Source organism: Sulfitobacter sp. R18_1, assembly GCF_017743915.1.
GTDB lineage: Bacteria > Pseudomonadota > Alphaproteobacteria > Rhodobacterales > Rhodobacteraceae > Sulfitobacter > Sulfitobacter faviae.
On record NZ_JAGHRG010000008.1, the window covers coordinates 59,228 to 84,621 of the forward strand.

At 63.4% G+C, this 25,394-nt stretch carries 27 protein-coding genes; 14 read left to right on the forward strand and 13 right to left on the reverse strand.

Features of this window, described 5'->3' with window-relative positions; translation table 11 throughout:
• Window positions 1-187: 187 nt before the first annotated feature.
• Window positions 188-388, forward strand: a complete 201-nt coding sequence (locus J7392_RS24245; RefSeq protein ID WP_271689916.1) for a DUF1674 domain-containing protein — start codon at window positions 188-190, stop codon at window positions 386-388.
• Window positions 389-393: 5 nt separating this feature from the next.
• Here the strand turns inward: J7392_RS24245 and J7392_RS15855 are convergent, their stop codons facing one another.
• Window positions 394-753 carry a dihydrodipicolinate reductase gene (locus tag J7392_RS15855; protein WP_209218446.1) on the reverse strand — a complete coding sequence of 120 codons (360 nt, stop codon included), beginning with the start codon at window positions 751-753 and terminating at the stop codon, window positions 394-396.
• Window positions 754-832: 79 nt separating this feature from the next.
• Window positions 833-1,651, reverse strand: coding sequence for a 4-hydroxy-tetrahydrodipicolinate reductase (gene dapB, locus J7392_RS15860; protein ID WP_209218447.1), 819 nt, complete (start codon window positions 1,649-1,651; stop codon window positions 833-835).
• A gap of 97 nt (window positions 1,652-1,748) precedes the next feature.
• On the opposite strand from dapB, the gene rbfA reads away from it, so the two are divergent.
• The 8 genes from rbfA to J7392_RS15900 all read left to right on the forward strand — a co-directional run bounded on the left by rbfA (window position 1,749) and on the right by J7392_RS15900 (window position 9,573).
• Window positions 1,749-2,192: a 30S ribosome-binding factor RbfA gene (gene rbfA / locus J7392_RS15865; protein ID WP_209218448.1), complete on the forward strand. Its 444-nt coding sequence runs from the start codon at window positions 1,749-1,751 to the stop codon at window positions 2,190-2,192.
• A 35-nt stretch (window positions 2,193-2,227) separates the two neighbouring features.
• Window positions 2,228-2,935, forward strand: a complete 708-nt coding sequence (locus J7392_RS15870) for a phosphodiester glycosidase family protein (RefSeq protein ID WP_247744613.1) — start codon at window positions 2,228-2,230, stop codon at window positions 2,933-2,935.
• A gap of 78 nt (window positions 2,936-3,013) precedes the next feature.
• Window positions 3,014-3,940 carry a tRNA pseudouridine(55) synthase TruB gene (gene truB / locus J7392_RS15875; protein ID WP_209218450.1) on the forward strand — a complete coding sequence of 309 codons (927 nt, stop codon included), beginning with the start codon at window positions 3,014-3,016 and terminating at the stop codon, window positions 3,938-3,940.
• A gap of 6 nt (window positions 3,941-3,946) precedes the next feature.
• Entirely contained in the window at window positions 3,947-4,483 is a 537-nt protein-coding gene (locus tag J7392_RS15880; RefSeq protein ID WP_209218596.1) for a DUF1643 domain-containing protein, read from the forward strand.
• A 99-nt stretch (window positions 4,484-4,582) separates the two neighbouring features.
• Window positions 4,583-5,512: a calcium-binding protein gene (locus J7392_RS15885; RefSeq protein WP_209218451.1), complete on the forward strand. Its 930-nt coding sequence runs from the start codon at window positions 4,583-4,585 to the stop codon at window positions 5,510-5,512.
• Window positions 5,513-5,680: 168 nt separating this feature from the next.
• Window positions 5,681-5,950: a 30S ribosomal protein S15 gene (rpsO, locus tag J7392_RS15890; protein WP_067266742.1), complete on the forward strand. Its 270-nt coding sequence runs from the start codon at window positions 5,681-5,683 to the stop codon at window positions 5,948-5,950.
• A 282-nt stretch (window positions 5,951-6,232) separates the two neighbouring features.
• Window positions 6,233-8,374 carry a polyribonucleotide nucleotidyltransferase gene (gene pnp, locus J7392_RS15895; RefSeq protein ID WP_067266744.1) on the forward strand — a complete coding sequence of 714 codons (2,142 nt, stop codon included), beginning with the start codon at window positions 6,233-6,235 and terminating at the stop codon, window positions 8,372-8,374.
• 197 nt (window positions 8,375-8,571) lie between these two features.
• Entirely contained in the window at window positions 8,572-9,573 is a 1,002-nt protein-coding gene (locus J7392_RS15900; protein ID WP_209218452.1) for a stealth family protein, read from the forward strand.
• A 15-nt stretch (window positions 9,574-9,588) separates the two neighbouring features.
• Here J7392_RS15900 and J7392_RS15905 read toward each other — a convergent pair whose 3' ends face one another.
• The 4 genes from J7392_RS15905 to J7392_RS15920 form a co-directional block, all read right to left on the reverse strand.
• Window positions 9,589-10,242, reverse strand: a complete 654-nt coding sequence (locus J7392_RS15905; protein ID WP_209218453.1) for a peroxiredoxin — start codon at window positions 10,240-10,242, stop codon at window positions 9,589-9,591.
• A gap of 183 nt (window positions 10,243-10,425) precedes the next feature.
• Complete coding sequence (locus J7392_RS15910; RefSeq protein ID WP_067266751.1) at window positions 10,426-11,073, reverse strand: pseudouridine synthase; 648 nt, start codon at window positions 11,071-11,073, stop codon at window positions 10,426-10,428.
• A 49-nt stretch (window positions 11,074-11,122) separates the two neighbouring features.
• A complete protein-coding gene (locus J7392_RS15915) occupies window positions 11,123-11,581 on the reverse strand; it encodes a GAF domain-containing protein (RefSeq protein WP_209218454.1) in 459 nt (152 codons plus the stop codon).
• A 73-nt stretch (window positions 11,582-11,654) separates the two neighbouring features.
• Window positions 11,655-12,827 carry an acetyl-CoA C-acyltransferase gene (locus J7392_RS15920; RefSeq protein ID WP_209218455.1) on the reverse strand — a complete coding sequence of 391 codons (1,173 nt, stop codon included), beginning with the start codon at window positions 12,825-12,827 and terminating at the stop codon, window positions 11,655-11,657.
• Between the two features lie 87 nt (window positions 12,828-12,914).
• On the opposite strand from J7392_RS15920, the gene J7392_RS15925 reads away from it, so the two are divergent.
• The 3 genes from J7392_RS15925 (at window position 12,915) to J7392_RS15935 (ending at window position 15,526) form a co-directional block, all read left to right on the forward strand.
• The gene (locus tag J7392_RS15925; RefSeq protein ID WP_067266757.1) at window positions 12,915-13,253 is read left to right on the forward strand and encodes an STAS domain-containing protein; all 339 of its coding nucleotides are present in this window, start codon (window positions 12,915-12,917) and stop codon (window positions 13,251-13,253) included.
• A 4-nt stretch (window positions 13,254-13,257) separates the two neighbouring features.
• On the forward strand, window positions 13,258-13,722 hold the full coding sequence (locus J7392_RS15930) for an ATP-binding protein (RefSeq protein WP_209218456.1): 465 nt from the start codon (window positions 13,258-13,260) through the stop codon (window positions 13,720-13,722).
• Window positions 13,723-13,948: 226 nt separating this feature from the next.
• Entirely contained in the window at window positions 13,949-15,526 is a 1,578-nt protein-coding gene (locus J7392_RS15935; RefSeq protein ID WP_209218457.1) for a gamma-glutamyltransferase family protein, read from the forward strand.
• Window positions 15,527-15,563: 37 nt separating this feature from the next.
• Here the strand turns inward: J7392_RS15935 and hspQ are convergent, their stop codons facing one another.
• On the reverse strand, window positions 15,564-15,890 hold the full coding sequence (hspQ, locus tag J7392_RS15940; protein WP_067261750.1) for a heat shock protein HspQ: 327 nt from the start codon (window positions 15,888-15,890) through the stop codon (window positions 15,564-15,566).
• A gap of 305 nt (window positions 15,891-16,195) precedes the next feature.
• Here hspQ and J7392_RS15945 point away from each other — a divergent pair, with 305 nt between their 5' ends.
• Complete coding sequence (locus J7392_RS15945; RefSeq protein WP_209218458.1) at window positions 16,196-16,786, forward strand: lytic transglycosylase; 591 nt, start codon at window positions 16,196-16,198, stop codon at window positions 16,784-16,786.
• A 70-nt stretch (window positions 16,787-16,856) separates the two neighbouring features.
• On the opposite strand, the gene J7392_RS15950 is transcribed toward J7392_RS15945, so the two are convergent.
• The 4 genes from J7392_RS15950 to J7392_RS15965 form a co-directional block, all read right to left on the reverse strand.
• A complete protein-coding gene (locus J7392_RS15950) occupies window positions 16,857-17,462 on the reverse strand; it encodes an outer membrane lipoprotein carrier protein LolA (protein ID WP_209218459.1) in 606 nt (201 codons plus the stop codon).
• 175 nt (window positions 17,463-17,637) lie between these two features.
• Window positions 17,638-20,574 carry a DNA translocase FtsK 4TM domain-containing protein gene (locus J7392_RS15955; RefSeq protein ID WP_209218460.1) on the reverse strand — a complete coding sequence of 979 codons (2,937 nt, stop codon included), beginning with the start codon at window positions 20,572-20,574 and terminating at the stop codon, window positions 17,638-17,640.
• Between the two features lie 12 nt (window positions 20,575-20,586).
• The gene (locus J7392_RS15960; RefSeq protein WP_209218461.1) at window positions 20,587-21,771 is read right to left on the reverse strand and encodes an aminotransferase class I/II-fold pyridoxal phosphate-dependent enzyme; all 1,185 of its coding nucleotides are present in this window, start codon (window positions 21,769-21,771) and stop codon (window positions 20,587-20,589) included.
• A 121-nt stretch (window positions 21,772-21,892) separates the two neighbouring features.
• Window positions 21,893-23,227: an amidase family protein gene (locus J7392_RS15965; protein WP_209218597.1), complete on the reverse strand. Its 1,335-nt coding sequence runs from the start codon at window positions 23,225-23,227 to the stop codon at window positions 21,893-21,895.
• Between the two features lie 85 nt (window positions 23,228-23,312).
• Here J7392_RS15965 and J7392_RS15970 point away from each other — a divergent pair, with 85 nt between their 5' ends.
• On the forward strand, window positions 23,313-24,539 hold the full coding sequence (locus J7392_RS15970) for an FAD-dependent oxidoreductase (protein ID WP_247744608.1): 1,227 nt from the start codon (window positions 23,313-23,315) through the stop codon (window positions 24,537-24,539).
• A 15-nt stretch (window positions 24,540-24,554) separates the two neighbouring features.
• On the opposite strand, the gene J7392_RS15975 is transcribed toward J7392_RS15970, so the two are convergent.
• Window positions 24,555-24,737 carry a Trm112 family protein gene (locus J7392_RS15975; protein ID WP_209218463.1) on the reverse strand — a complete coding sequence of 61 codons (183 nt, stop codon included), beginning with the start codon at window positions 24,735-24,737 and terminating at the stop codon, window positions 24,555-24,557.
• Entirely contained in the window at window positions 24,734-25,378 is a 645-nt protein-coding gene (locus tag J7392_RS15980; protein ID WP_067261736.1) for an LON peptidase substrate-binding domain-containing protein, read from the reverse strand. Before J7392_RS15980 ends, J7392_RS15975 begins: the two co-directional genes overlap by 4 nt.
• Window positions 25,379-25,394: the final 16 nt, after the last annotated feature.

A 25,394-nucleotide genomic window follows, 5' to 3' on the forward strand; every position in this document is an offset into this window, starting at 1 on the left:
TCTGGGTCTGGCTTGAGGGGTTGCCGGGTTGTCTGGGCCAGCGGGCGACGTATATCAAGGGAGAACTTGGCTCAAGAGGACCATGATGCCCGATCAACGCCCCATTCCCGACAGCAAACCCGTCCCTGATCCCACGCCCAGCCCCGCGCCGGACCTGCCCCCGCAGCCCAAACCGGGGCCGAAACCTATCCCCGACACGCCGCAAGACCCGACGCCAGCCCCCGGCCCCGATCTGCCCGCCGCCGCCCAGCGCGCCTTGGCCGAGGCTGCCGCCCGGCGTGAGGCGGCAGCCGCGCTCGACATGCCCACCGAACTTGGCGGGCGCGATGGGCCAGAGCCTGTGCGCTATGGCGATTGGGAAAAGAAGGGCATCGCCGTCGATTTCTAAGCGCCTCAGCGTAGGGTCAGCACCGCCGACTCCCCCGCGCCCCTGTCCGAGGTAAAGCGGAGTTTCGGGCCATCGCGGGCGACCAATTGGCAGTTATAGCCCAGATCCTTGCCGCCCCAGACCAGCGTGCGGCAGAAATAGCCGTCTTGCCACGACCACTTGCCGGTGACCTCCCAGACCGCGCCCTTGCCGGAAATGGCCCCGCCTGATGTGACCCGCAGATCGACCAGCGGGCGGGTCAGCCTTTTGCCATTCACCGCCGCGACGAAGTCTGACTTGTTCTGAATACGGGCATATTCCGCCGCAGCGGGCAGACCAACAGCCGCGAGCATCGCTGTCACGGCCAGTGCAAAGGTAATCTTCATCGAAACCTCCCTTGGGGTGAGTTGCCTGAGGCACTCACGTAGCCAAGGAAGGTAAAGTTTCAGATAATCTGTTTGCGCCTCAGCCCTTCAGGCCAAGCACGTCCAACATGTCATATTCCCCCGGCGCTTTGCCCTGCCCCCAAAGCGCGGCCTTGAGCGCTCCGCGGGCGAAAAGCGCACGGTCCGAGGCGACATGGCGCAGGATGATCCGCTCTCCGGCGGCGGCGAACATCACGTCATGTTCGCCCACGATATCGCCGCCCCGGATCGCGGTGAAACCGATATCGCCCTTCTGCCGTGCACCGGTGATCCCATCGCGGCCCCGGTCCGAAACATCCGCCAGTTTGACACCGCGCCCCTCGGCGGCGGCTTCGCCCAGCATCAATGCGGTGCCCGAGGGGGCATCGACTTTCTGATTGTGGTGCGATTCGATGATCTCAATGTCGTAATCCACGTCCAGCGCGGCGGCGACCTGCCGGGTGAGCTGCGTCAGCAGGTTCACGCCGAGGCTCATGTTCCCCGCACGGACGATGACGGCCCCCTGTTCGGCGGCGGGGGCAAGCTGGGCGATTTCATCTTCGGTCATGCCGGTGGTGCCGATGACATGGACGATCCCGGCCTTGGCGGCCTCACCGGCGAAAGCGATGGTGGCCTGCGGCGCGGTGAAGTCGATGACGGCCTGCACCTTGCCAAAAGCCTCTGCCGCATTGTTCGTCACGGTCACGCCCGAGGCCGTGCCGCCCATCGCCTCGCCCAGATCGCGGCCAATCCAGTCGTGGCCCGGACGCTCCAGCGCCGCGACCAGATGCATTTTGTCGCTGGCGTTGATCTCACGGATCAACATTTGGCCCATGCGGCCAGAGGCGCCGGTGACGGCAATGCCGGGGGTCTGTGTCATACTCGGTCTCCTGCGGTTCTGGCCGTGACTGGCAGGGCCGGTTTAGCCCGTCGCGGAGCGCTTGGCAAAGTGCAACCGAAGCCTTAGATGGGGGGGCATGGCAAAGAACAAGTTTCATGAGGGCCCCGGCCCGTCGCAACGACAACTCCGCGTGGGCGAAACCGTCCGCCGCGCCTTGTCAGATGTCCTCGCACGCGGGGATGTGCATGACACCGATCTCAATCGGATGTCGATCACCGTGGGCGAGGTGCGCATCTCTCCCGATCTCAAGATCGCCACGGCCTATGTGCTGCCCTTGGGCGGGGAAGGTCAGGATGAGGTTCTCAAACTGCTGGCGCGCAACAAAAGCGAATTGCGCCGTCAGGTCGCCAAGAAACTGACGCTCAAGTTCTCGCCCGATCTGCGCTTTCAGTTGGACCAGACCTTTGACCGGATGGACGACACCCGCCGCATGTTGAACCAAGAGGTGGTGCGCCGCGATGCCGATGCCCCCGATGAAGACGGCGTCGGTGACAGTGCCGATGGCGCGCCGGATCAGTGATCCGCGCGGGCCTGATCGCATTCGCGCTTCTGGCGCTGAAAGGCACGCCTGCGGACGCTGCCGAATGCCGCAACATTACCTTTGACGGCAGTTCCTACACGATCTGCGAAGTCGATCTGGAGCGGGATGACCTGCGGCTCTTTCTCAACAACGAGGCCGGCGCGCCCTATGGGTTCTTCGGCTCGCTTGACGAGGCGTTGAAAGCGCAGGGGCTGCGGCTTGGTTTTGCCATGAACGCGGGCATGTACCACGAAGACCGCTCTCCGGTTGGGCATTACATCGAAGAGGGGGTCGAGACGCGCGGCGTGATCGACAGTGCTGGCCCCGGCAATTTCGGCCTGCTGCCCAATGGGGTCTTTTGCCTGCGCGAGGGCCGCGCCGATGTGATCGAGACCAAGCGCTATCTCAAGGCCAAGCCGAACTGCCGTTTCGCCACGCAATCGGGGCCGATGTTGGTGATCGACGGGGCGCTGCACCCGCGATTCCTGCCCGACAGCACTTCGCGCTATATCCGAAACGGGGTTGGCACCACGGCAGATGGCAAACGCGCTATTTTCGCGATTTCCAACGATGTGGTCACCTTTCACGAATTCGCCCGGCTCTACCGGGATGAGTTGGACCTGCCTAACGCGCTGTATTTCGACGGCAATATCTCGCGCCTGCGCGCACCCAGCCTGCGCCGCAGCGGGGCGGGCTTCACCACCTTGGGGCCGATCGTGGGCATCGTGACGCCCGCAAAGTAAGCTTTTCCCCGCTTGGGGGCTGGGCAGGGCGGCGCGGCTCCGATAGAGGGCAGCACCACAAAAGCGAAGGGGCAAGACATGGCACGCAAACGCAAGGGTCGCGATATTTCCGGTTGGCTGGTGGTGGACAAGCCCGCTGGCCCCACCTCGACCGCCGTGGTCAACAAGGTCCGTTGGGCGCTGGAGGCCAAGAAGGCGGGCCACGCAGGCACGCTCGACCCCGAAGCGACCGGCGTTCTGGCCATCGCCTTGGGCGAAGCGACCAAGACCGTGCCCTATATCACCGACGCGCTCAAAGCCTATGAGTTCACTGTGCGGCTCGGCATCGCCACCAATACCGACGACGCCGAAGGCGAAGCCATCGGCACCTCTGACCTGCGCCCCGATGACGCCGCGATCAAGGATGCGCTGAACGGCTTCATCGGTGACATTCAGCAGGTGCCGCCGCAGTTCTCCGCCGTGAAGATCGACGGCCAACGCGCCTATAAACGCGCCCGCGACGGCGAAGAGATGGAGATCGCCGCCCGCCCCCTATGGGTGGAAAGCCTGCTGCTGGTCGACCGCCCCGATGCCGATCACGTCACGCTTGAAATGGTCTGCGGCAAGGGCGGCTACGTCCGCTCCATCGCGCGCGATCTGGGGCAGAAGCTTGGCTGTCTCGGCCACGTCCGCGAATTGCGCCGCACATGGTCCGGCCCGTTCGAAGCGGCCAACGCCCTGACGCTGGCGCAGGTCGATGAACTGGCACGAACACCTGAACTCGACACCTATCTGTTGCCGCTGGCCGAAGGGCTGGCCGACCTGCCCGAGGTCAAAGCCACCCCCGAAGGCGCCACCCGCCTGCGCAACGGTAACCCCGGCATGGTCATCGCCCATGACGTGGAATATGGCGAGGAGTGCTGGGCCTCGCTCGACGGGCAGCCTGTCGCCGTGGGTCGCTTCAAGGCGGGGGAGCTGCACCCGAGCCGGGTGTTCAACCTGTCGTCGGACGCGAATGAGGGCTGAATGGCCCTGATCACCCGCAGCCACACCAAAGGCGACGCTCCTTCGACCGCGGTCTACTCGCCCTGCGAGCAATACCGCTACAGCCTCACGCGGGTTTGGGAGACAGGCGCGCCGCGGGTGATGTTCGTGATGCTCAACCCCTCCACCGCGACCGAGGTGCAGAACGACCCGACGGTCGAGCGCTGCGAGCGTCGGGCGCGGGTGCTAGGCTTTGGCGGCTTCCGGGTGACCAATATCTTCGCCTTCCGCGCCACCGACCCGCGCGACATGCGCGCTGCGGCTGATCCCATCGGTCCTGACAACGATGCCACGCTGGTCGAGGGGGCCGATTGGGCCGACCGCATCATCGCCGCTTGGGGCGTGCATGGCGCCCATCTCGACCGCGGTCTGGCCGTCGCGGCTCGGCTGGCTGATGGGGCGAAACCGCTCTACCACCTCGGCCTCTCCAAAGCCGGGCATCCGCGCCATCCGCTTTACCTGCCCTACACCCAAGAGCCGGTTCTGTGGCAGCCCGAGCCCCCGGCGCGGGCAGGCATTCGTTAACCATTTACCCGCTATTCCTTTGATTTTACAGCCACGACATGCCCTTTTGAAGCTGGGACGATGTGTGGGGCATCAAGCAATCAACGGGTGGAACTGCGGATGTTGTGGCTGGCTGGGGTAATGGGTCTGATGGCGGTCGGCGCCGTCACTTTCGTGGAAATCGAAACACCGCCGGAGGACGCGTTGCCGGAGGGGGACATCCCGGGCGGTAGCGGCACCACCACGGTCGGAGATATCCTGTTAGGCAGCGATGACGGTGAGACGGTGCAGGGCGGCCCCGGCGACGACCAGCTTGGCGGCTACGGCGGGGAGGACCTGCTTCGTGGCGGCGGCGGGAATGATGACCTGCACGGCCACGGCGGCAATGACACGCTCCAAGGTGGCGCGGGCGGCGACATCCTGCATGGCAATGACGGGGATGACGACCTTTTTGGCGGCGCGGGCAACGACAGCCTCTTTGGCCACAATGACGATGACTTTCTCTATGGCGGGGCGGGCGATGATGCGCTGCAAGGCGCGGCGGGGGACGACCTGCTGGAGGGGGAAGCCGGAAACGATGCCCTGCAAGGCGGCCTTGGCGACGATGCGCTGCGCGGCGGCGCGGGCGTGGATACGCTCTTTGGCGGCTGGGGCGACGACACGCTCACCGGGGCCGATGACCAACAAAGCCCCGATTTCCTGAACGGCGGCGGCGGCGACGACCTGATCATCGCGGGCGCCGGGGATGTGGTGACCTCGGGCGACGGCACCGATCAGATCGCCTTGGGAGACTGGATCGGCCAAGGCGGGGCCGCGCAGATCACGGACTACCACGCGGCGGACGATTCGCTGCTCTTTGTCTGGGACGACAGCAGCGCAGGCGGGGCGGAGCCGCCGCTCTCCATCCTGCCGGACCCGGAGGATGCGGGCCAAACCCTCGTCCTGTTGGACGATATCATCGTCGCGCGGGTGGCGGGGGACAGCGTCACGCTGGACGATATCGCGCTGATCCCGCTCTCTGCGGCCTTCGACCTCGGCCTCGCGGCCTAAGGCGGGCCGGAGCCCATCCGCAAATCACCCTTTGCCAAAGGCGGAAATTCCTCCTATACGCCCCCATCGCCTACTGATTCCGTCAGTGGGTGATATCTCCATGGGCCTGCGCTGGACGACATCCCGGCCTGCGCCATCCATTTTAACTCTTTTCGAAAGGAGACCCCGATGTCGATCACTGCTGAAGAAAAAGCAAAAGTCATGAAAGAATTCGGCACCAAAGAAGGCGACACCGGTTCGCCCGAAGTTCAGGTTGCCATTCTGACCTCGCGCATCACCACGCTGACCGAGCACTTCAAGACCCACAAGAAAGACAACCACGGCCGCCGTGGTCTTTTGAAAATGGTCGCGACGCGCCGCAAGCTGCTGGATTACGTTAAGGCCAAAGACGAGTCCCGCTATCAGGACCTGATCAAACGCCTCGGCCTGCGCCGCTAATCGCGCGCAAGCCGCCGGAAGTTCCGGTGACAGAACGACCAAAACCTCCCGGCCCCCGCCGGGAGGTTTTTTGTTGCGCGCAGGCCGGGGCGCGCTGCGGCGGAAAGAACCCGCCGCTTATGGCCCCGAGGCGACAGAACACTTCCCATTTGCCATGAAAACATGTATGCCCGCGCAATCTGAAATCCGGCGCCCGGACTCCAGCGCCTGAAAAAGAAGATACCGGAGTCAGGGGCAATACGGCCCCTATGCAGTGGCCAATGGGCCAAAAAGGAAACGTAGATGTTTAATGTAACGAAAAAATCGATCCAGTGGGGCGAAGAGACGCTGACACTGGAAACCGGTAAGGTTGCCCGTCAGGCGGACGGGTCGGTGATTGCCACGCTGGGCGAAACCAGCGTCATGGCCAACGTGACGTATGCACGTCAGCAAAAGCCCGGGCAGGATTTCTTCCCCCTGACCGTGCACTACCAAGAGAAATACTATGCCGCCGGTAAAGTACCGGGTGGCTTCTTCAAGCGTGAGGCCCGCCCCACCGAGAAGGAAACACTGACCGCGCGTCTGATCGACCGTCCGATCCGCCCGCTCTTCGTCCCCGGCTTCAAAAACGAAGTTCTGGTGATGTGCACTGTGCTGAGCCACGATCTGGTCAACGACCCCGACATGGTCGCCATGATCGCCGCTTCCGCCGCACTGACACTCTCGGGCGCGCCCTTCATGGGTCCGATCGCGGGCTGCCGTGTGGGCTATGAGGGTGGCGACTATGTGCTGAACCCGACTATCGACGACATGCAAGACCTGCGCACCAACCCCGACCAGCGCCTCGACCTCGTGGTCGCCGGCACCAAGGACGCGGTGATGATGGTCGAATCCGAAGCCTATGAGCTGTCGGAAGAGGAAATGCTGGGCGCCGTGAAATTCGCCCATGAGCAGATCCAGCCGGTCATCGACCTGATCATCGATCTGGCCGAGGAAGCCGCGAAAGAGCCTTTCGACTTCCAGCCCGAAGACTATTCCGATCTGTCGGCTGCCGTGAAAGCCGCTGGCGAAGACGAAATGCGCGCCGCTTTCGCTATCGTGGACAAGCAAGAGCGCACCGCCGCCGTTGCTGCTGCCCGTGAGACGATCAAGAGCAAGCTCACCGAAGAGCAGCTTGAGGACAAGAACCTCAGCTCCGCGATGAAGGGCCTTGAGGCCAGCATCCTGCGCGGCGACGTGGTGAAAACCGGCAAGCGTATCGACGGCCGTCGCACCGACGAGATCCGCGACATCGTGGCCGAAACCGGCATCCTGCCGCGGACCCACGGTTCGGCGCTCTTCACCCGTGGTGAGACGCAGGGCCTCGTGGTGACCACGCTCGGCACCGGCGACGATGAGCAGTTCATCGACGCGCTGCACGGTAACTTCAAATCGAACTTCCTGCTGCACTATAACTTCCCGCCCTACTCGGTCGGCGAAGTGGGTCGCGTGGGCCCTCCCGGACGCCGCGAAGTCGGCCACGGCAAGCTCGCATGGCGCGCCCTGCAAGCGGTTCTGCCCGCGGCAACCGACTTCCCCTACACCATCCGTCTGGTCTCCGAGATCACCGAATCCAACGGCTCTTCGTCGATGGCATCGGTCTGCGGTGGCTCCTTGTCCATGATGGACGCGGGCGTGCCGCTGAAATCGGCCGTGGCCGGTGTGGCCATGGGACTGATCCTCGAAGATGACGGCTCCTATGCGATCCTGTCGGACATCCTGGGTGACGAAGACCACCTCGGCGACATGGACTTCAAGGTCGCGGGCACCGAAGCCGGCATCACCTCGCTGCAGATGGACATCAAGGTCGCAGGCATCACGCCCGAGATCATGGAGAAAGCCCTGGCCCAAGCCAAAGAAGGCCGCATCCACATCCTCGGCGAGATGAACAAGGCGATCTCCGGCGCCGCGGACTTCTCCGTCCACGCCCCGCGCATCGAGACCATGCAAATCCCGACCGACAAGATCCGCGAAGTGATCGGCTCGGGCGGTAAGGTCATCCGCGAGATCGTCGAGGTTTCCGGCGCCAAGGTCGACATCAACGACGAAGGCACCATCAAGATCGCCAGCCCCAACGGCGAAGCGATCAAGAAAGCCTATGACATGATCTATTCGATCGTGGCCGAGCCTGAAGAGGGTGCCATCTACACCGGCACCGTCGTGAAGATCGTCGATTTCGGCGCCTTCGTGAACTTCTTCGGCAAGCGCGACGGTCTGGTCCACGTCTCCCAAATCGAAAACCGCCGCCTGAACCACCCTTCGGACGTTCTGAAGGAAGGTCAGGAAGTGAAAGTCAAGCTTCTGGGCTTCGACGATCGCGGCAAGGTGCGCCTGTCGATGAAAGTCGTCGATCAGGAGACCGGCGAAGAGATTACTGCCGAGAAGAAAGAAGCGGCAGAGGGTTAAATCCTGCTCAATCCCAATGAACAGAGGCCTCCGCACGCTGTGCGGGGGCCTTTTTTATGGTAGGAGGCGCTCGCCGTCGAGCCTTTTAGCAGTGCCGGCACCCCAAAGAATCTAGACCAACGCGGAAAATAGCCTCGGAAGGAATAGAAGCATCCTCAACGACTTGCGCACCCGCCCAATGAAGCTATCTAGCGCGCATGACTGACACAAATCTATTACCTATTGATGCCGTTATCGCCTGGGTTGACGGCAACGATCCGAACCATATCGAAAAACGCCTTCACTATGCGGCCGAAGACGGTGTTCGGCATCAGACTTCGCAAGCGGCAACGCGCTTTGATAGCCAGGGCGAAATCTACGTCTGCGTCGCCTCGATCCTCAAGTTTTTGCCCTTCATTCGGACCATCTGGATCGTGACCGACGGCCAGAGGCCTCCGCTAATCGATAAATTCGCCAATGCAGGGCATTGTGCTGGGGACAAAATCCGCATCGTTGACCACCTTGATATTCTCGGAGATCACAGCGGCGCTCTTCCAACCTTCAATAGCCTCACAATCGAAGCCGCGCTCTGGCGCATCCCGGGTTTGGCGGACAGGCACATCTATTTCAACGATGATATGTTCGTGAAATCGAGCCTCCCTCCATCCTATTTCTTCGACAAGGATGGTCAACCGAAAGTCCGCGGAAGATTACGCAACATGCGTTCCACCGGTGGTATCGATTGGTTAAAGCACGACCTTCTACGCAAGCTGCGTCCGAACCACTGGGGCCGCGCCTCTTTCCGCACGGCTCAGGAAAAAGGCGCTCTCGCAGCGGGACATGAGCGGACGTTCATTCACCAGGAGCATTGGCCCCACCCGATGCGGGCCGAACCGCTGGCACGCTACTACAAAGAGAACCCCGAGGAGTTTGCCAAACAGATTCGTCCGCGTTTTCGTATCCGCGAACAGCACTGGCCGGTTTCTCTACACAATCATCTTACAACAGAAACACCCCATGAGCCGCCGCGCGTGGCCTATGCCAAACCCGGCCGCCATGTCGATCAAATGCTTAGCCAACTGCTGGCCGAAGGTTACGACTTTGGCTGCATGCAGAGCCTAGATGAAATCGACCCCGACAAGACCGCTCGGCTATTCAGCGGTCTTGTCGACATCTATCAGCCCTATCTCGATATGAGAATGCTGGGCGCGGGGGCATAAACCTCCCCGCGCCCCTTAGGCCTTCAATTTGGCTTTGCGCAAATAGGGCAACACCGTCTCGAAAGCCCCGAACTTCGCCTTGGCGTCCTCATCCGACACCGTCGCGGGGATGATCACATCCTCACCCACCTGCCAATCCGCAGGCGTGGCCACTGCGTTCTTCGCCGCCGTCTGCAACCCGTCCAAAGCCCGCAGAACCTCTGCAAAGTTCCGGCCCACGTTCATCGGATAGGTCATGCTCAGCTTCAACTGCTTATCCGGCCCGATGATGAAAACCGACCGCACCGTGGCGCTGTCATTGGGCGTGCGGCCATCAGGCAGATAGGCCTCCGCAGGCAGCATATCAAAGGCTTTCGACACCTCCAGCCCCGCATCCGCGATGATCGGGAAACCGGCCTCGGCGCCTGCAACCTTCTCGATATCGCCCTTCCACTTCTTATGCTCTTCAACACCGTCGACACTGACGCCGATCACCTTGGTGCCGCGCTTTTCCCATTCCTCGGAAAGCCGCGCCACGGCGCCGAACTCGGTGGTGCAAACGGGGGTGAAATCCTTGGGGTGGGAGAACAGGATCGCCCAATTGTCCCCGACGAACTCATGCAGGGAAAAACTGCCCTGATCGGTTTCGACTGTAAGATCGGGAATAGTGTCGTTGATACGCAAGCCCATGATATCCTCCGGGTCAATCTGTGAACAGATAGGTCAGAGGTAATCGCAAACCCCGCCGGTTTCACCCCCCGATCGCCACAAAGCCCAACTTCACCGCAGCGCCACGGCCCCTTCCCCTTCATCCTTTCTCAAATACCAATCCCGCCCCCACCTCACGGCGCAAGGCCGGGCAGGGAGCGCAGCTCAGAAAGGCGCCTTGGCCCGCACCTTCGTCGATGCGCCACCCTGCGGATGATTGAACCGCAATTCCTCGCTATGCAGCATCAAGCGCGGAAAATCCCGCGCGGGCCCCGTGGCATAGAAAGGGTCGCCCAAAATCGGATGCCCGAGCGCCAGCATATGCACGCGCAGCTGATGGCTGCGCCCGGTCTTGGGGAAAAGCCGAAGGCGGGCAGTTTCCCCATCATTCTTGACCATCTTCCAATCGGTCTGCGCGGGTTTGCCAGTCTCATGGCAGACCATCTGCCGGGGGCGGTTGGGCCAATCGACGATCAGCGGCAGATCGACACTGCCGGATTTCTCCGCCGGCACCCCCCAGACCCGCGCGACATAGGTCTTGCGGGTCATGCGCTTTTCGAACTGCAACCCGAGGTGACGCTGCGCATGGGGCGTCAGGGCAAAGATCATCACGCCCGAAGTGTCACGATCCAACCGGTGCACCAGCAGCGCTTGGGGAAAGACCGCCTGCACCCGCGTGATCAGGCAATCGGCCAGATGTTCGCCCTTCCCCGGCACGCTGAGCAGCCCCGAAGGTTTGTCGACCAGCAGAACTTCGGCATCTTCATGCAGAATGACCAACGGGTCCTGCGGCGGGTTGTATTCGCTATCCATGGCTCCCCCTCGCAGATGCAGCCCCGCGGATCAAGCGGGGGCGATGCCGTCAGGCGACGGCGGCGAAACTATCCTTGAGGATCGCGCTCAGCGCATCGGCATCGGCTTGGGTGAAGGCATTTGGCTGGTCGCTGTCGATGTCGAAAACCCCCAGCAACTCCCCCGCGCCGTTCCAAACCGGCAGCACCAATTCCGAACGTGTAGAAGAGGCGCAGGCGATATGGCCCGGAAAGGCGTCGACATCCTCGACCAATTGCACCTCGCCCGTGCGCGCCGCGGCCCCGCAGACCCCGCGCGAAAAGGGGATCACCAGACAGCCGTGCCCGCCCTGATAGGGGCCGATCTTCAACAGTTCGGGCGCGGTCACCCGGTAAAAGCCGGTCCAGTCAAAGCGGTCATCCGCGTGATGCACCTCGCAGGCGATGGTGGCCATCAGGGCCACGGCATCGTCTTCGCCCTCGGTCAGGGCGGCGATGGTCTTGGCAAGGGTTTGGTAGTCGACGGTCATGGCGATACTCTTATTGCAGACGGAAAAAGGGAGGCAGGCCGCCCCCCTCCGATAGGTTAAATGGCCCGAGAGCTCAGGGGCGTTCGATCGCGATGGCCGTGCCCTCGCCGCCGCCAATGCAGATCGCCGCGACACCGCGCTTCAGCCCACGTTTTTCCAGCGCGTTCAGCAGGGTCACCATGATCCGCGCGCCCGAGGCGCCGATGGGATGGCCAAGCGCACAGGCGCCGCCGTTGACGTTCACGATGTCATGGGAGAGGTCCATCTCATGCATGAAAGCCAGCGGCACCACGGCAAAGGCTTCGTTGACCTCCCACAGATCGACATCCTCTTTCTTCCAGCCGATCCGCTCCAGCAGTTTCTGTGCCGCGGGGACGGGTGCCGTGGTGAACAGCCCCGGCGCTTGGGCGTGGCTGGCGTGGCCGACGATGCGGGCGCGGATGATCTGGCCGCGGGTCTTAGCAGTCTCCTCATCCGCCAGCACCAGCGCCGCCGCCCCGTCTGAGATCGACGAGGAATTCGCCGCCGTCACCGTGCCGCCCTCGCGGAAGGCCGGTTTTAGCTGGGGGATCTTCTCGGGCCGGGCGCTGGCGGGCTGTTCGTCGGCGCTGACCGTGGTGCTGCCGCGGCGCGAGGTGACCTCGACCGGGGCGATCTCATCCGCGAAGGCGCCGCTTTCCTGCGCCTCGATGGCGCGCGATAGAGAGGCCAGCGCATAGTCGTCCTGCGTCTCGCGGGTGAACTGGAAGCGTTCGGCGCAATCCTCGGCAAAGGTGCCCATCAGGCGGCCCTTGTCATAGGCGTCTTCCAACCCGTCGAGGAACATGTGGTCGATCACCTGACCGTGGCCGAGCCGCGCGCCGCCGCGCATCTTGGGCAAGACGTAGGGCGCGTTGGTCATGCTCTCCATGCCGCCCGCGACCATCACATCGGTCTGGCCAAGCGCGATCTGGTCAAAGGCCATCATCGCCGCCTTCATGCCCGAGCCGCACATCTTGTTCAGCGTCGTGGCCGGCACCTCTTCGCCCAGACCGGCTTTGAAACCGGCCTGACGCGCGGGGGCTTGGCCCTGGCCTGCGGGCAGAACGCAGCCCATCAGCACCTCTTGCACCTCGGCAGGATCCGTCTTGCCCAAGGCCGCCTTGATCGCGCTGCCGCCCAATTCCGCGGCGGTCAGCCCCTCAAAGGCCCCCTGAAAACCGCCCATCGGGGTTCTGGCTGCACCGGTTATCACGACATTGCGCATCACGTTCTCCTAGAGTTGCACCGCATACCAGTTGGTAAGGTTTTACGGTTAATCACGTCTCGAACTTCAAAGTCTTGGGGCATGTCTATGGAAGTTTCCGCCAAAACAGAAGACCGCTTTTGCGTGGTCAGCGTGCTGCATGACCGGATCGACGCCGCCGCGGCGCTGGAGTTCAAGGATGCGCTGCGTCGCGCTGCGGCCCATGCGCCGCCGGTGGTGATCCTTGATCTGCACCGGGTCAATTTCATTGATTCCAGCGGGCTCGGCGCGATCGTGGCGGCGATGAAACATCTGGCGCCGCAGCGCGCGCTCGTGCTGGCCGGGCTGACTCCGGCGGTGGAAAAGGTCTTTACCCTCACTCGAATGGATAGGGTCTTTGGCATCTTTCACACGCTTGACGCCGCCCTTACCGCGCATCGAGAATAGCGCGATGCGGCTCTCCGCCGCGCGGTCCGCGCTCTGCCCGTTCGAGATCACCGTTCACAGCGGCCCGCAGGCCGCGCGGGAGGCGCTCACGCTTTTGCTGGATGCGCTTAGCTGCCTTTCGCTCGGGGCCGAGGAGGTCTGCGTGGTGCGTTTGGTGGTCGCCGAAATGCTCAACAATATCGTCGAACACGCCTACCCCGACCCGCACCACCCCGGCCCCATCCATATCGCCTGCCATCACGCGCCCGACGGCCTGCACCTTGCCGTGTCGGACGAAGGGCTGCCGATGCCCGACCTGCAAGTGCCCTTGGGCCTGCCGCAAGAGATCGACCGCCCCGTTTGCGACCTGCCCGAAGGCGGCTTTGGCTGGTTCCTAATCCGCGATCTGGCGAAAGACCTGACCTATCGCCGCTTGGCCCAAGAGAACCGGATCGCCCTGCGGCTCCCGGTTGGGTTACCGCCGCGTTAACATCTGCGGCAGCGCGTCCCGCATATTTCCCAAAACGGCCCCGCTGGGATCACAATTGCGCCTTGGTTGCCGGTCATAAACGGTGCTGTAGCTGCATATGGCTTCCCTCGGTGCCGTGTTTAATAGCCCCCACCCAGTACGCGGTGCCGAGGAACTTTCCCCCGCATTGGCAGAACCGAGATCTCCGTCTAGGGTCACGCTGACGTAATTCAGCGAGGGGCAGCACATGCGCGATTTTCACCTTCCCGGCCGGTCACCGGTCTTGGCCACCAACGGCATCTGCGCCACATCGCATCCGCTGGCCGCGCGGGCGGCGGTCGATATCCTTGCGCGGGGCGGCAACGCGATGGACGCGGCCATCGCCGGGGCGGTGTTGCTCGGCATTTGCGAGCCACAGATGACCGGGATCGGCGGCGATTGCTTCGTGCTCTACTCTCCAGCGGGGAGCGAAGAAGTCCATGCGCTCAACGGGTCCGGCTGCGCGCCAGCGGCGTTGGATGCCGCCAAACTGCGGGACCGAGGTGAGCAGTCGGTGCCGCTCCGCTCGGCGGATGCCGTGACCATCCCCACGGCCATCGACGCTTTCTGCCAGCTTTCCGAAAGCACCGGCAAACTGGGGTTGGACGCCCTGCTCGCCCCCGCGATCCACTACGCCGAGGCGGGGGTGCCCGTCGCCCCGCGCGTGGCCTTTGACTGGGCCACCGATGGCGGCACCCTTCAGGGGCGCGCGCGGGATCACTTCCTCATCAACGGAAAAACGCCCCGCACCGGCGACATCTTCCGCGCGCCGGGACAGGCCGAAGTGCTGCGCCGCGTGGCCGCGCAGGGCCGCGATGCCTTCTACACCGGAGAGATCGCCGAGGACATGATCGCCACCTTGCACGCCGCAGGCGGCAGCCACAGCGCCGAGGATTTCGCCAAGGCCCGCTCCGAGGTCACGACGCCCGTGTCAGGCCAGTACAAAGACCTCGAAGTGGTCGAACATCCGCCCAACGGCCAAGGGGCGACCGCCCTCTTGCTGATGAATATCCTCGATCACTTCGACATCGCCGGGATGGACCCGCTGGGGGCCGAGCGGCTGCATATCGAAGCTGAGGCCACCAAACTGGCCTATGACGCGCGCAACCGCTTTTTGGCCGACCCGGATCACACCACCCGGCTTGAGCACATGCTGGCGCCTGAGACCGCCCGCGCCCTTGCGGCCCTGATCGACCCCAAACGCGCCATGACCGCCGCCGCCCCGATCAGCGAGGCGGTGCATAAAGACACGATCTATATCACCGTGGTCGATGGCGACGGCATGTCGGTCTCGCTCATCTATTCGATCTTCCACGGCTTCGGCTCTGGCATCGCCTCGGACAAGTTCGGCATCCTGCTGCAAAACCGTGGCGCGGGTTTCACGTTGGAGGAAGGCCACCCGAATGAGCTGAAAGGCGGCAAACGCCCGATGCATACGATCATCCCCGGCATGATCCGCGAGAATGGCCGGGTGACCATGCCATTTGGTGTGATGGGCGGGGCGTATCAGCCCTGCGGCCATGCGCGCTTTGCCTCGAACCTCACCGATTTTGGCATGGATGTGCAAAGCGCCATCGACGCGCCGCGCGCCTTTGCCGATGGGCAGGTGATGAAGGTGGAGCGCGGCTTTGGCGACGATGTGCGCCAAAGCTTGAGCGATCTGGGCCATAGGATCGAGGTGCCCGAAACGGCGATCGGCGGAGCGCAGGCGATCCGCATCCGCGAAGATGGCGTTCTGGAAGGCGCGAGCGACCCGCGCAAGGACGGCTGCGCCTTGGGCTATTGATGAAACGCCTGCGCGGGCGGGCAACGGCCCGCCGGGCTTAGTTCATCTGGAAATGCAGCGGATAGGCACCGTCGGTGAAAGGGCCGAACAGATCGGGGATATCGGGGTGGTCCACAGGCTCCCCCGAATAATCGGCGACGAGGTTCTGCTCGGACACATAGGCCACATAGTAGCTCTGATCGTTCTCGGCCAAGAGATGATAGAACGGTTGATCTTTCACCGGCCGGTTCTCTTCGGGAATCGCCTCATACCATTCTTCGGTGTTGGCGAATTCCGGGTCGACGTCAAAAATCACGCCCCGAAAGGGATGCTTCTTGTGACGGACAATCTGCCCGAGGTGATATTTTGCGCGTGTTCGTATCATAACATGCTGCCCCTACCCCTCGACGGTAGCCCTTTCAAGGGGCTTTTGTCCAATCACAGCGGCTCTGTGCGGGGAAACAGACTGTGAACGCTGCGCCGACAGTGGGTTTGCAGCGGCCCACCGCCCGGGGGCGCAACTGCTTTACCGGGCTCCCGCGAAATACCGCCTGCCCGCCGATGCGCTGTCAGCGCAATACCGCGCAGACTGCCGCGCATTTTCCCAATTTAGTGATGTGATGGTGAGGGTGAATCGGTTAAACTCCTCCGAAAAAACGTCCCCTAACAAAAACGAGAGGCGAGAGGCAGATGAGCAAGCATCTTTGCGCAATGATGATCGTACTGCTGGTGGCATCCTGCGGCGGCGGGCCTCAAACGGCCCCGCGTGATCTGGATAACGCCTGCACGATCCTGAAAGAGCACCCCGAGTACCTGCGCGCATTCCGCGCGACCGAGCGGAAATGGGGGGTCCCCATTCACGTTCAAATGGCCACCATCCACCAAGAGAGCAAATTCGTGGCGGATGCCCGGACGCCGTTCAAATATGTGCTGGGCGTGATCCCAATGGGCCGCCAATCCAGCGCCTTTGGCTATTCGCAGGCTCTGGACGCGACATGGGACGAGTATCTGGAATCCGAGGGCCGCTGGCGTGCCAAACGCGACCGGATTCGCGACGCGAGCGATTTCATGGGCTGGTACATGAACCTGACGCGGGAGCGGAACGGCGTCTCGCTGCATGACGCCCGCAATCAATACCTCGCCTATCACGAGGGGCACACGGGCTTTTCCCGGCAAAGCTACAACAGCAAGGCGTGGCTGGTCGGCGTCGCGGGCAAGGTCGAATCCCGCGCCAAGCTTTATGAAAACCAGATCGCAGGCTGCCGCTTGAGCCGCTGGTAATCGCCAGCCGCTCCAATGCAAAACGCCCCGGCCTGATCAGCCGGGGCGTTTTTTGTTTCAGCAGGGCCGCTTAGCGTTTGCCGCCAGCCCGTGCGCCGCCGGTGTCGAACAGGCTGTTAGAGATATTGCCCCCCACCTGCATGTCACCCAGCACGACGGTGGTGGCGCTGCCATTGCCATCGTTGATGATCCACTGACGCAGCTGCACGGGGTTGCCGGTGAACTTCATCTGGATATTGCCATACTGCGGGTTGGCGGGGTCTTGGGCCGTGACCGTGGTGGCGGTGCCGTCGTAGCTGTGGCCTGTCACCATCTTGGCACGGCCCAGATTGACGTTATCGGCCAAGATGATCGACAGCGGGGTCCGCGCCAGCGGATAGGTTTCCGCCGGTTGGTTCGACTTCTTGTCGTAGATCACGACCGTATTCGCCCCGGCGACGACCAGCCCGGAATCCGGCGCGTTATATTCGAAACGTACCTTGCCGGGGCGTTTGATATAGATCGTGCCCGTGCTGATCGACCCGTCGTCGTTGATCTGGGTAAAGTCGCCCTTGGCCGTGCGAAGCTGGTTCAGATAGCCCGAGATCTCGTTCAGCGACAGCTGCTGCGCCGCCGCCGCGAGGGGAGCCGATACGGCCAGTCCAACCGCCAGAATCGCAGAAGTAAGTTTACGCATGTTGTTCGTCCTGTGTTGCCTCACGTTCAGACATAGGGCGGGTGGCCGTGATATTCGATATCAGGGGGCGGTTTTTCGCTATCGCTGGCCTCGCCCCATAGAAAAACACCGCCGGGAGGGTGGCCCGGCGGTGTTTTTCTATGATCACCCCCGGCAGGGGAGGGGGCGGGTAGCTCTATGCTTGCTCCGGGACCAGAATCTCACGCTTGCCGACGTGGTTCGCCGGAGAGACCAGCCCCTCTTCCTCCATCTGCTCGACCAGACGCGCGGCTTTGTTATAGCCGATCGCCAGTTTGCGCTGGATGTAGGAGGTGGAGCATTTGCGGTCTTTGATCACCACCTGCACGGCGGTGTCATAAAGCGCGTCTTCGCTATCGGTATTGCCGCCGAGGCCCAGCACCGCGTCGATGTTGCTTTCCTTATCCTCCGACGGCCCTTCGACCACGCCCGAGACATAATCCGGCTCGCCGAATTGCTTGAGATGGTTGACGATCTCTTCGACCTCTTCATCACTCACGAAGGGGCCGTGGCAGCGGGTGATCTTGGCCCCGCCCGCCATATAGAGCATGTCGCCCATGCCCAGAAGCTGCTCGGCCCCCATCTCTCCCAAGATCGTGCGGCTGTCGATCTTCGAGGTCACTTGGAAGGAAATCCGCGTGGGGAAGTTCGCCTTGATCGTACCGGTGATCACGTCAACGGAGGGGCGCTGCGTCGCCATGATCAGGTGGATTCCGCTCGCCCGCGCCATCTGCGCCAGACGCTGGATGCAGGCTTCGATCTCCTTGCCCGCGACCATCATCAGGTCGGCCATCTCGTCGACGATGACGACGATATAGGGCAGCGCCTCGGGGGTGTTCTCCTCGGTCTCGAAGATCGGCTCGCCGGTGTCCTCGTCAAAGCCGGTCTGCACGGTGCGCGAGAACATCTCGCCCTTGGCCAGCGCCTCGCGGACGCGGCCGTTGTAGCCTTCGATGTTGCGCACGCCCATCTTGGACATCTTGCGATAGCGCTCTTCCATCTCGCCCACGACCCATTTCAGCGCCACGACGGCCTTCTTGGGGTCGGTGACAACCGGGCTCAGCAGATGCGGAATGCCGTCATAGACCGACAGTTCCAGCATCTTGGGGTCGATCATGATCATCCGGCATTCTTCCGGCGTCAGCTTGTAGAGCAGCGACAGGATCATCGTGTTGATCGCCACGGATTTGCCCGAGCCGGTGGTGCCCGCGATCAGCAGGTGCGGCATCTTGGCGAGGTTGGCCACGACCGGGTCGCCGCCGATGTCTTTGCCAAGCGCCAGCGGCAGGCGATGGTTGCCGTCGCCGAAGTCGCGGGAGGAGAGGATTTCGCGCAGGATCACCTTCTCGCGGTTTTCGTTGGGCAGTTCGATGCCGATGACCGAGCGGCCCGGCACCGTCGAGACACGGGCCGAGAGCGCCGCCATCGAGCGGGCGATGTCATCCGCCAGACCGATCACGCGGCTGGCCTTGAGGCCCGGAGCGGGTTCCAACTCATACATGGTGACGACCGGACCGGGACGCACGGCGACGATCTCACCCTTCACGCCGTAATCGTCGAGCACGGTTTCCAGCATCCGCGCGTTTTCCTCCAAGGCCTCGTCGCTCAGGTGCAGGCGCTGCACGCTTTCGGGGCTTTCGAGAAGGCTCAGCGGCGGCAGTTCGAAACCGGGATGCGTGTCATCGAAGGTCAGGGTGGGCTGCGCTTCGACCTGCGCCCGTTTCGAGGGCTGGACGGGTTTGCGGGCGGGCTGCTGCACCACTTTGCGCGGCTCCGCCACGGGGATTTTCATCGCCTCAGGCGCGGGCGCCTGCTGCAACGGCAGGGTCTCAGACGCCACAGTGTCTTCGTAGGGCGCGGCTATCGGCGCCTGCGCTGCCGGTTCCTGAACCATCGGCTCGGGCGTCGGGGCGGGCGCGGGCTGGGCCTGCGGCCTGCGCAGCAGCGGCTCGGGGCGCAGGGTGGCGGCTTCGGCGGTCAGGGGCGGCTCGGCGCGCAGCGCGGCGGGCTGGGCGGCGGGCTGGCTGGTGTTCAGCACGAGCGGGTCCGGCCCACGGCCCCGGCCCTTGGTCAAGGGCGCGGTCGTCGGCGTGTGGATCGCATTGGCATGGCGCACGCGGTTCTTGATCACATCGGCGATCTTGCTTTTGATGCGCTCTTCGCCCGGTGTCTCATCCACGATGGCGTCGCTGTAGGTCTCGATCAGTTCCGGCTCGGGCATGTCGTCTTCGGGTTCGGGCCGTTTGATCAGCCCGGGCATCCGACCGAACAGGCTGCGCGGTTCGGCTTCCGGCTCAGCCACCGGAGCGTGCTCTGCGGCATAGCTCTGCTCGGCTTCCTGCGCGGCCCAGGCTTCGGCGTCTTCGGCCTCCTGACGGCGGCGCTCACGACGTTCGGCCTGACGGGCCGAGAGGTTCTGCGCGGCCACGACGGCCCCATTGGCCCCGCGGCCCAGAAGGGTCATCAGCCCGGCATAGGCCATGATCAGACCGACCAGCAGGAACCGCGCAATGCGGAACAGCTCGGCCTTGGTAAAGCCCAAGACGAAGGCGCCCAACGCAAGGATAGCGACCCCCATCAAAAGCGACATCAGCTTGACCGTCAGGGTCGAGCCGATGGGCAAGATCGTCAGCAGCGCGCCCATGACGGTATCGCCAAAAAGCCCGCCCAGACCGAAGCTATGGGTCAGCAGCCATTCCTGACCGGGGGCCAGTGTCGCGGCGTAGATCGCGCCAAGTGCGACGGCGATGGGCGCAAAGATCAGCCGCCCGAGCGCGCGGTCATCGCCCTGATGCAGCGCGAAACGCCCGCCCCAGAACAGCAGGACGATGGCGATGCCCCAAGCGCCCCAACCGACGATCATGAACAGCGGCGCAGCGATGGAGGCACCGATCCGGCCCATCCAGTTCTGCACCGGCGCATCGGTCGAGACCATCCAGTTGGGATCGTCGGGCGTGTAGCTGCCGATCATCATGGCGGCCATGATGCCCAGCATGATCAGCGCCAGCCCCAGCAGTTCACGACCGCGCTTTTCGATTGCCTCGGCCATGTTGCTGTCTAGCAATGGATCGCGTCCCCGTGTCTGATATGCCATGTCGTCCCTCGCTTATGCCGAATACAGACAGTCGCGGATCGCTTCCAATCCGCGCGTCGTTTCGTCTTTTGGGGCCACCAAGGCGACCCGAATGTAATTCTGCCCGGGGTTCCCCCCGGCGACGTTCTGCGCCAGATAGCTGCCGGGCAGCACCCGCACGCCGGTCTCGCGCCAGAGTTTCAGCGCCGCGGCCTCGTCATCCTCGACCGGAAGCCAGAGGAAGAACCCCGCCTCGGGGCTCACATAGCCCGGCACATTGCCGAAGATGCGGTCGGCGATGGCGTATTTCTCTTGGTAGAGCGCGCGGTTCTCTTCCACATGCGCCTCATCCGCCCAAACGGCGGCGGCGGCCTGCTGCAAGGGCAGCGGCAGCGGCGCGCCCGCGTAGTTGCGCAGCTGTTTGATCTGGCGCATCGTCTCGGCCCCGCTGGCGGCAAAGCCCGAGCGCAGCCCCGGCAGGTTTGAGCGTTTCGACAGCGAGTGAAAGATCACCACGCGGTTGCGGTCGGTGCCCAATTCTTTGACCACCTCCAGCGCCCCGGTGGGCGGCGTGTCGCGGTAGATCTCGGAATAGCATTCATCGGCGAAGATCAGGAAATCATACTTCTCGGTCAGCGCGATCAGATCAGCCCAGTAATCGCGCGAGGCGACAACGCCCTGCGGATTGGCCGGGGAGCAAAGATAGGCCGCCGTGGTGCGGCGCAGCACCTCTTCGGGCAGGCTCGCGAAATCTGGCAGATGCCCGGTCTCGGCAGTGGCGGGCACCATGATCGGGTCCGCCTCACCGGAAATCGCGCCGATCATATAGACTTGGTAGAAGGGGTTCGGCATCAGGATGGCCGATTTCTCCCCATTCTTGGTGGGCGGGCAAAGCGCGATGACGGCGTTATAGAGCCCCTCGCGCGTGCCGTTCAGAGCCATCACCTCGTTGTCGGGGTCCATCTCAACCCCGTAGCGGCGGGCGATCCATGCGGCGATGGCCGCGCGCAATTCGGGTGAACCGTCGTTCGGCGGGTATTTGTTGAACCCTGCGGCGTGTTTCGTGATCTCATCGGTCACCCAAGCCGGAAACGCATGTTTCGGCTCGCCGATGGTCATATGGATCGGCGTGCCGCCGCCCTCATGCCCGTCAAGCAATGCGCGCAGGCGCGGCCACACGTGGGCCGGAAGGTTCGAAAACCGCTCGGTATACATCATCAAAACTGCCTCGGATCGGGATCATTCGCGCCCCGTTTGCCCCAAGGTACCCAAGGGCGCCTCTCCCGTCCAGAAAAACCGGGGAGTTTTGCCGCCCTTGTGGCTTTTCGGTCGTGCGGTCTTAGGCCTCGCGCAGGGCCGCTTCAGCCGCTGCACCAAGGCGCAAAAGCTGTTCTTCGGCCCCCGGCGCGCACATCAGAGAAATGCCGCAAGAGGGCGTATCGGTCGGCAAAGTAAGCGCGCAAAGCCCCATGAGATTCGCGACTCGCGTGTTGCGCAGGGATAGAAGATTCTGCGCAAGGTAGTAGTCGTGATCGCTGTTCAGCCGCTCGATGTTCGGCGGCAGCATGGGTGCTGTCGGCACGAGCACCGCGTCATAGCCCGCCACGGCCCGGTCATAGCCTGCCCGCGCCAGATCAAGCTTGGCCCAAGCAGCGACATAATCGGGGCCGGAGAAACCCTTACCCAGGCGGAAACGCTCAAGAATTTCGCTGAACATGGCATCGGGGTCGGCTTCGATCACATCGCGCCATAGCCCATAGGCTTCGGTGGTGTAGAGACAGGAACTCAGCGGCATCGCCTCTTCCACCTCGGGCACGGCGATTTCATCGACCGTGGCACCGGCCTCGCGCAACCGCGCTACCGCCGCTTCAAAAGCAGCCTTTGGCTCATCGGAAAGCTCATCCATGACAACATTGGTCAGCACCGCGAAACGGCAGCCCTCCAACTCGCTCTCTTGCAGATCGGCAGGCTTACCGCCCTCCAAGGCGGCGAGCAGCAGCGCCGCGTCTTCGACCGAACGGCAAAGCGGGCCAACCGTGTCGAACTTCGCCGCCAGCGGCACAGTCCCGGCAAGGGACACACGGCCCGCGGTGGTCTTGAGCCCCACCAGATCGTTCCACGCCGCCGGAATGCGCACCGACCCGCCGGTATCCGACCCGATCGCCGCCGCCGCTAAGCCAAAGGCGACCGAGGCCGCCGCGCCTGAGGACGACCCGCCCGAGACGCTGTCCGGCTCGTTCACGCAGGGCGGTGTGGCGGTGCTGGGGTTGTGGCCAAGGCCCGAGAAGGCCAATTCGCTCATATGGGTCTTGCCCAAGCAGACCAGCCCCAAGGCCGTGGCGCTGGCGAGCACTTCGGCGTCGCGCTCCGGCACCCGGCCTTCGAGCAGCTTGGAGCCCGCCTCGGTGGCCGTTCCGGCGGTATCGAAGAGGTCTTTCCAAGAGATCGGCACCCCGTCGAGCGGTGACAGGCGCTGGCCGTCGCGGGCACGTTCAGCCGCGGCGGCGGCTTCGGCGCGGGCGCGGTCAGGGGTGACGCGGGCATAGATACGGTCGCGCATCGGATGCGCGTCGATGGCATCAAGATAGGCATCGCAAAGCGCCACAGGGTCGATATCGCCCGCCGCGATCCCGCGCCCCAGATCCGCCGCCGTCATTTCCAACCATTCTTGCATGTCATGCCCCTTACCGCTGTTCTTGGCGAACCTAGCGACCGTTCGGCGCATGGACAATCCCCGCGCGCAGGTCATATCTAGGGCCATGGATTTTGACCACGATATCGCGATCATCGGCGGGGGGCTGAATGGCCCCGCCCTTGCCTTGGCTCTCAGCCGCGCGGGACTGCGCGTGGCGGTGATTGACGCCCAGCCCGCACAAACGTTTGAGAACGCCGCCTTCGACGGGCGCGCCTATGCGCTGGCGCTGACCTCGGTCAGGTTGATGGAAGGCATCGGCATCTGGCCCGACATCGCGGATGACGCCCAGCCAATGCTGGAGATCAAGGTCACCGATGGGCGTGCTGGCACCGGCCCCTCGCCCATGTTCATGCATTTCGATCATGCCGAGATCGAAGAAGGCCCGATGGGCCAGATGGTCGAAGACCGTCATCTGCGCCGCGCGCTGCTGCAAGCGGCTGCCGCCGATCCGGCGATCACGATGATGAACGACACCCGCGTCACGGGGCAATCGGTGGCGCCGACCGGCATCACTCTGACGCTTGAGGGCGGCAAGACCCTGCGCGCAAGACTGGCGGTGGGGGCCGATGGCCGCGGCAGCGGCACGGCAGAGCGCGCGGGCATCAAGCGTATCGCATGGTCCTATGGCCAGACGGCGCTGGTCTGCGTGGTGGATCATGAAAAGCCGCACCACGGCATCGCGCATCAATTCTTCATGCCCCCCGGCCCGCTGGCGATCCTGCCGCTGACCGGCAACCGCTCCCTCATCGTTTGGAGCGAAGCGAGCGCCAATGCCACCGCGATCAATGCCCTGCCGGATGCGCAATACCTTGAGATGCTGCGCCCCCGCTTTGGCAGTTTTCTGGGGGAGCTTTCGCTGACCGGCCCGCGCTACAGCTATCCGCTGGGCCTGTCGCTGGCCCATTCCATGACCGCCCCGCGCGTGGCGCTTTTGGGCGACGCGGCCCATGGGGTGCATCCTATCGCCGGTCAGGGGTTGAACGCAGGGCTGCGCGATGTGGCAGCCTTGGCCGAGGTGATTGCCGATGCGGTTCGCCGGGGCGAAGACCCCGGAAACGACGCGGTACTAGCGCGCTATCAGGAATGGCGACGGTTCGACAATGCCAGCCTTGCACTGGCGACCGATAGCTTCAACCGGCTGTTTTCGAATGATAACGCACTTTTGCGCTTGGCCCGCGACATGGGTATGGCCGCCATCAACGCCCTTCCCGGCCTGCGCCGGACCTTCATCCGCGAAGCGGCGGGGCTGACGGGTGACCTGCCTCGATTGATGCGGGGCAAGCCCCTTTGATCGGGTCGCGGGCCGTTACAGGGTCCGCGCCTCATCCGGCAGCATAACGGGAATGCCGTTACGGATCGGATAGGCCAAGCTGGCAGCTTTCGACACCAGCTCTTGCTTTTCCGCGTCATAGGTCAGCGTTGTCTGGGTGCGCGGGCAGATCAATGCCTCCAGCATCCGGCGGTCGAATTGAACGGTCACGTCCGTCATTGCATCAAGCCCTCTTCCTGACCGCCGCGCATCGCGAATTCGATCAATGTCACCAATGTCTCCCGCCGGGTCTCCAGCGAAGGCGCCTCCAGCAGCGCCTGTTTGTCCTCGGCCTCGAACTCCAGCATCATCGACAGGGAGTTGATCAGCAACTCATCTTCGGCGTCTTTCAGCGTGTCCCAATCGGCGGAAAGGCCGCGGCTATCGAAATAGCGCCCCAGAAGGTCAAGAAATCGCGCCCGGTCAAAGCTGTCGTCGACCTCGTCCTCGCCCAGATCGCGGTCAAAGCCCGACCAATTCACATCGCAGCGGCGATAGGGGGAAAAGCCCTCGATCTCCTCCACCACGCGAAAGCGCGAGACGCCGCCAAGGGTCACCATATAGCGGCCATCCTCGGTCTCGGAAAACTGGGTGATGCGGCCCGCGCAGCCGATCTGGTGCAGCCCATGGCCGTCGCGACCGGGCAGTTCGTTGGGCTGGACCATGCCGATTAACCGCGTGTCGGTCTTGAGCGCGTCTTCGATCATCTGAAGATAGCGCGGCTCGAAGATATGCAGCGGCAACCGCGAGCGGGGCAGCAGCAGCGCCCCTGCCAACGGAAAGATCGCAATAGTCTTGGGCAGTTCTGCTGGCTTGATCATGACAAGGGACTTAGCG

Excerpts from the sequence above, each read along its gene's own strand:
- J7392_RS15970 (WP_247744608.1), top strand. The coding sequence starts at position 23,313 with ATGGATTTTGACCACGATATCGCGATCATCGGCGGGGGGCTGAATGGC.
- rpsO (WP_067266742.1), top strand. The coding sequence starts at position 5,681 with ATGTCGATCACTGCTGAAGAAAAAGCAAAAGTCATGAAAGAATTCGGC.
- J7392_RS15960 (WP_209218461.1), bottom strand. The coding sequence starts at position 21,771 with ATGATGTATACCGAGCGGTTTTCGAACCTTCCGGCCCACGTGTGGCCG.
- J7392_RS15910 (WP_067266751.1), bottom strand. The coding sequence starts at position 11,073 with ATGGATAGCGAATACAACCCGCCGCAGGACCCGTTGGTCATTCTGCAT.
- pnp (WP_067266744.1), top strand. The coding sequence starts at position 6,233 with ATGTTTAATGTAACGAAAAAATCGATCCAGTGGGGCGAAGAGACGCTG.
- J7392_RS15925 (WP_067266757.1), top strand. The coding sequence starts at position 12,915 with ATGGAAGTTTCCGCCAAAACAGAAGACCGCTTTTGCGTGGTCAGCGTG.
- J7392_RS15945 (WP_209218458.1), top strand. The coding sequence starts at position 16,196 with ATGAGCAAGCATCTTTGCGCAATGATGATCGTACTGCTGGTGGCATCC.
- J7392_RS15955 (WP_209218460.1), bottom strand. The coding sequence starts at position 20,574 with ATGGCATATCAGACACGGGGACGCGATCCATTGCTAGACAGCAACATG.
- J7392_RS15885 (WP_209218451.1), top strand. The coding sequence starts at position 4,583 with ATGTTGTGGCTGGCTGGGGTAATGGGTCTGATGGCGGTCGGCGCCGTC.
- J7392_RS15905 (WP_209218453.1), bottom strand. The coding sequence starts at position 10,242 with ATGGGCTTGCGTATCAACGACACTATTCCCGATCTTACAGTCGAAACC.
- J7392_RS15980 (WP_067261736.1), bottom strand. The coding sequence starts at position 25,378 with ATGATCAAGCCAGCAGAACTGCCCAAGACTATTGCGATCTTTCCGTTG.
- rbfA (WP_209218448.1), top strand. The coding sequence starts at position 1,749 with ATGGCAAAGAACAAGTTTCATGAGGGCCCCGGCCCGTCGCAACGACAA.
- hspQ (WP_067261750.1), bottom strand. The coding sequence starts at position 15,890 with ATGATACGAACACGCGCAAAATATCACCTCGGGCAGATTGTCCGTCAC.
- J7392_RS15915 (WP_209218454.1), bottom strand. The coding sequence starts at position 11,581 with ATGACCGTCGACTACCAAACCCTTGCCAAGACCATCGCCGCCCTGACC.
- J7392_RS15855 (WP_209218446.1), bottom strand. The coding sequence starts at position 753 with ATGAAGATTACCTTTGCACTGGCCGTGACAGCGATGCTCGCGGCTGTT.
- J7392_RS15950 (WP_209218459.1), bottom strand. The coding sequence starts at position 17,462 with ATGCGTAAACTTACTTCTGCGATTCTGGCGGTTGGACTGGCCGTATCG.
- J7392_RS15965 (WP_209218597.1), bottom strand. The coding sequence starts at position 23,227 with ATGCAAGAATGGTTGGAAATGACGGCGGCGGATCTGGGGCGCGGGATC.
- J7392_RS15930 (WP_209218456.1), top strand. The coding sequence starts at position 13,258 with ATGCGGCTCTCCGCCGCGCGGTCCGCGCTCTGCCCGTTCGAGATCACC.
- dapB (WP_209218447.1), bottom strand. The coding sequence starts at position 1,651 with ATGACACAGACCCCCGGCATTGCCGTCACCGGCGCCTCTGGCCGCATG.
- J7392_RS15900 (WP_209218452.1), top strand. The coding sequence starts at position 8,572 with ATGACTGACACAAATCTATTACCTATTGATGCCGTTATCGCCTGGGTT.
- J7392_RS15920 (WP_209218455.1), bottom strand. The coding sequence starts at position 12,827 with ATGCGCAATGTCGTGATAACCGGTGCAGCCAGAACCCCGATGGGCGGT.
- J7392_RS15975 (WP_209218463.1), bottom strand. The coding sequence starts at position 24,737 with ATGACGGACGTGACCGTTCAATTCGACCGCCGGATGCTGGAGGCATTG.
- truB (WP_209218450.1), top strand. The coding sequence starts at position 3,014 with ATGGCACGCAAACGCAAGGGTCGCGATATTTCCGGTTGGCTGGTGGTG.
- J7392_RS15935 (WP_209218457.1), top strand. The coding sequence starts at position 13,949 with ATGCGCGATTTTCACCTTCCCGGCCGGTCACCGGTCTTGGCCACCAAC.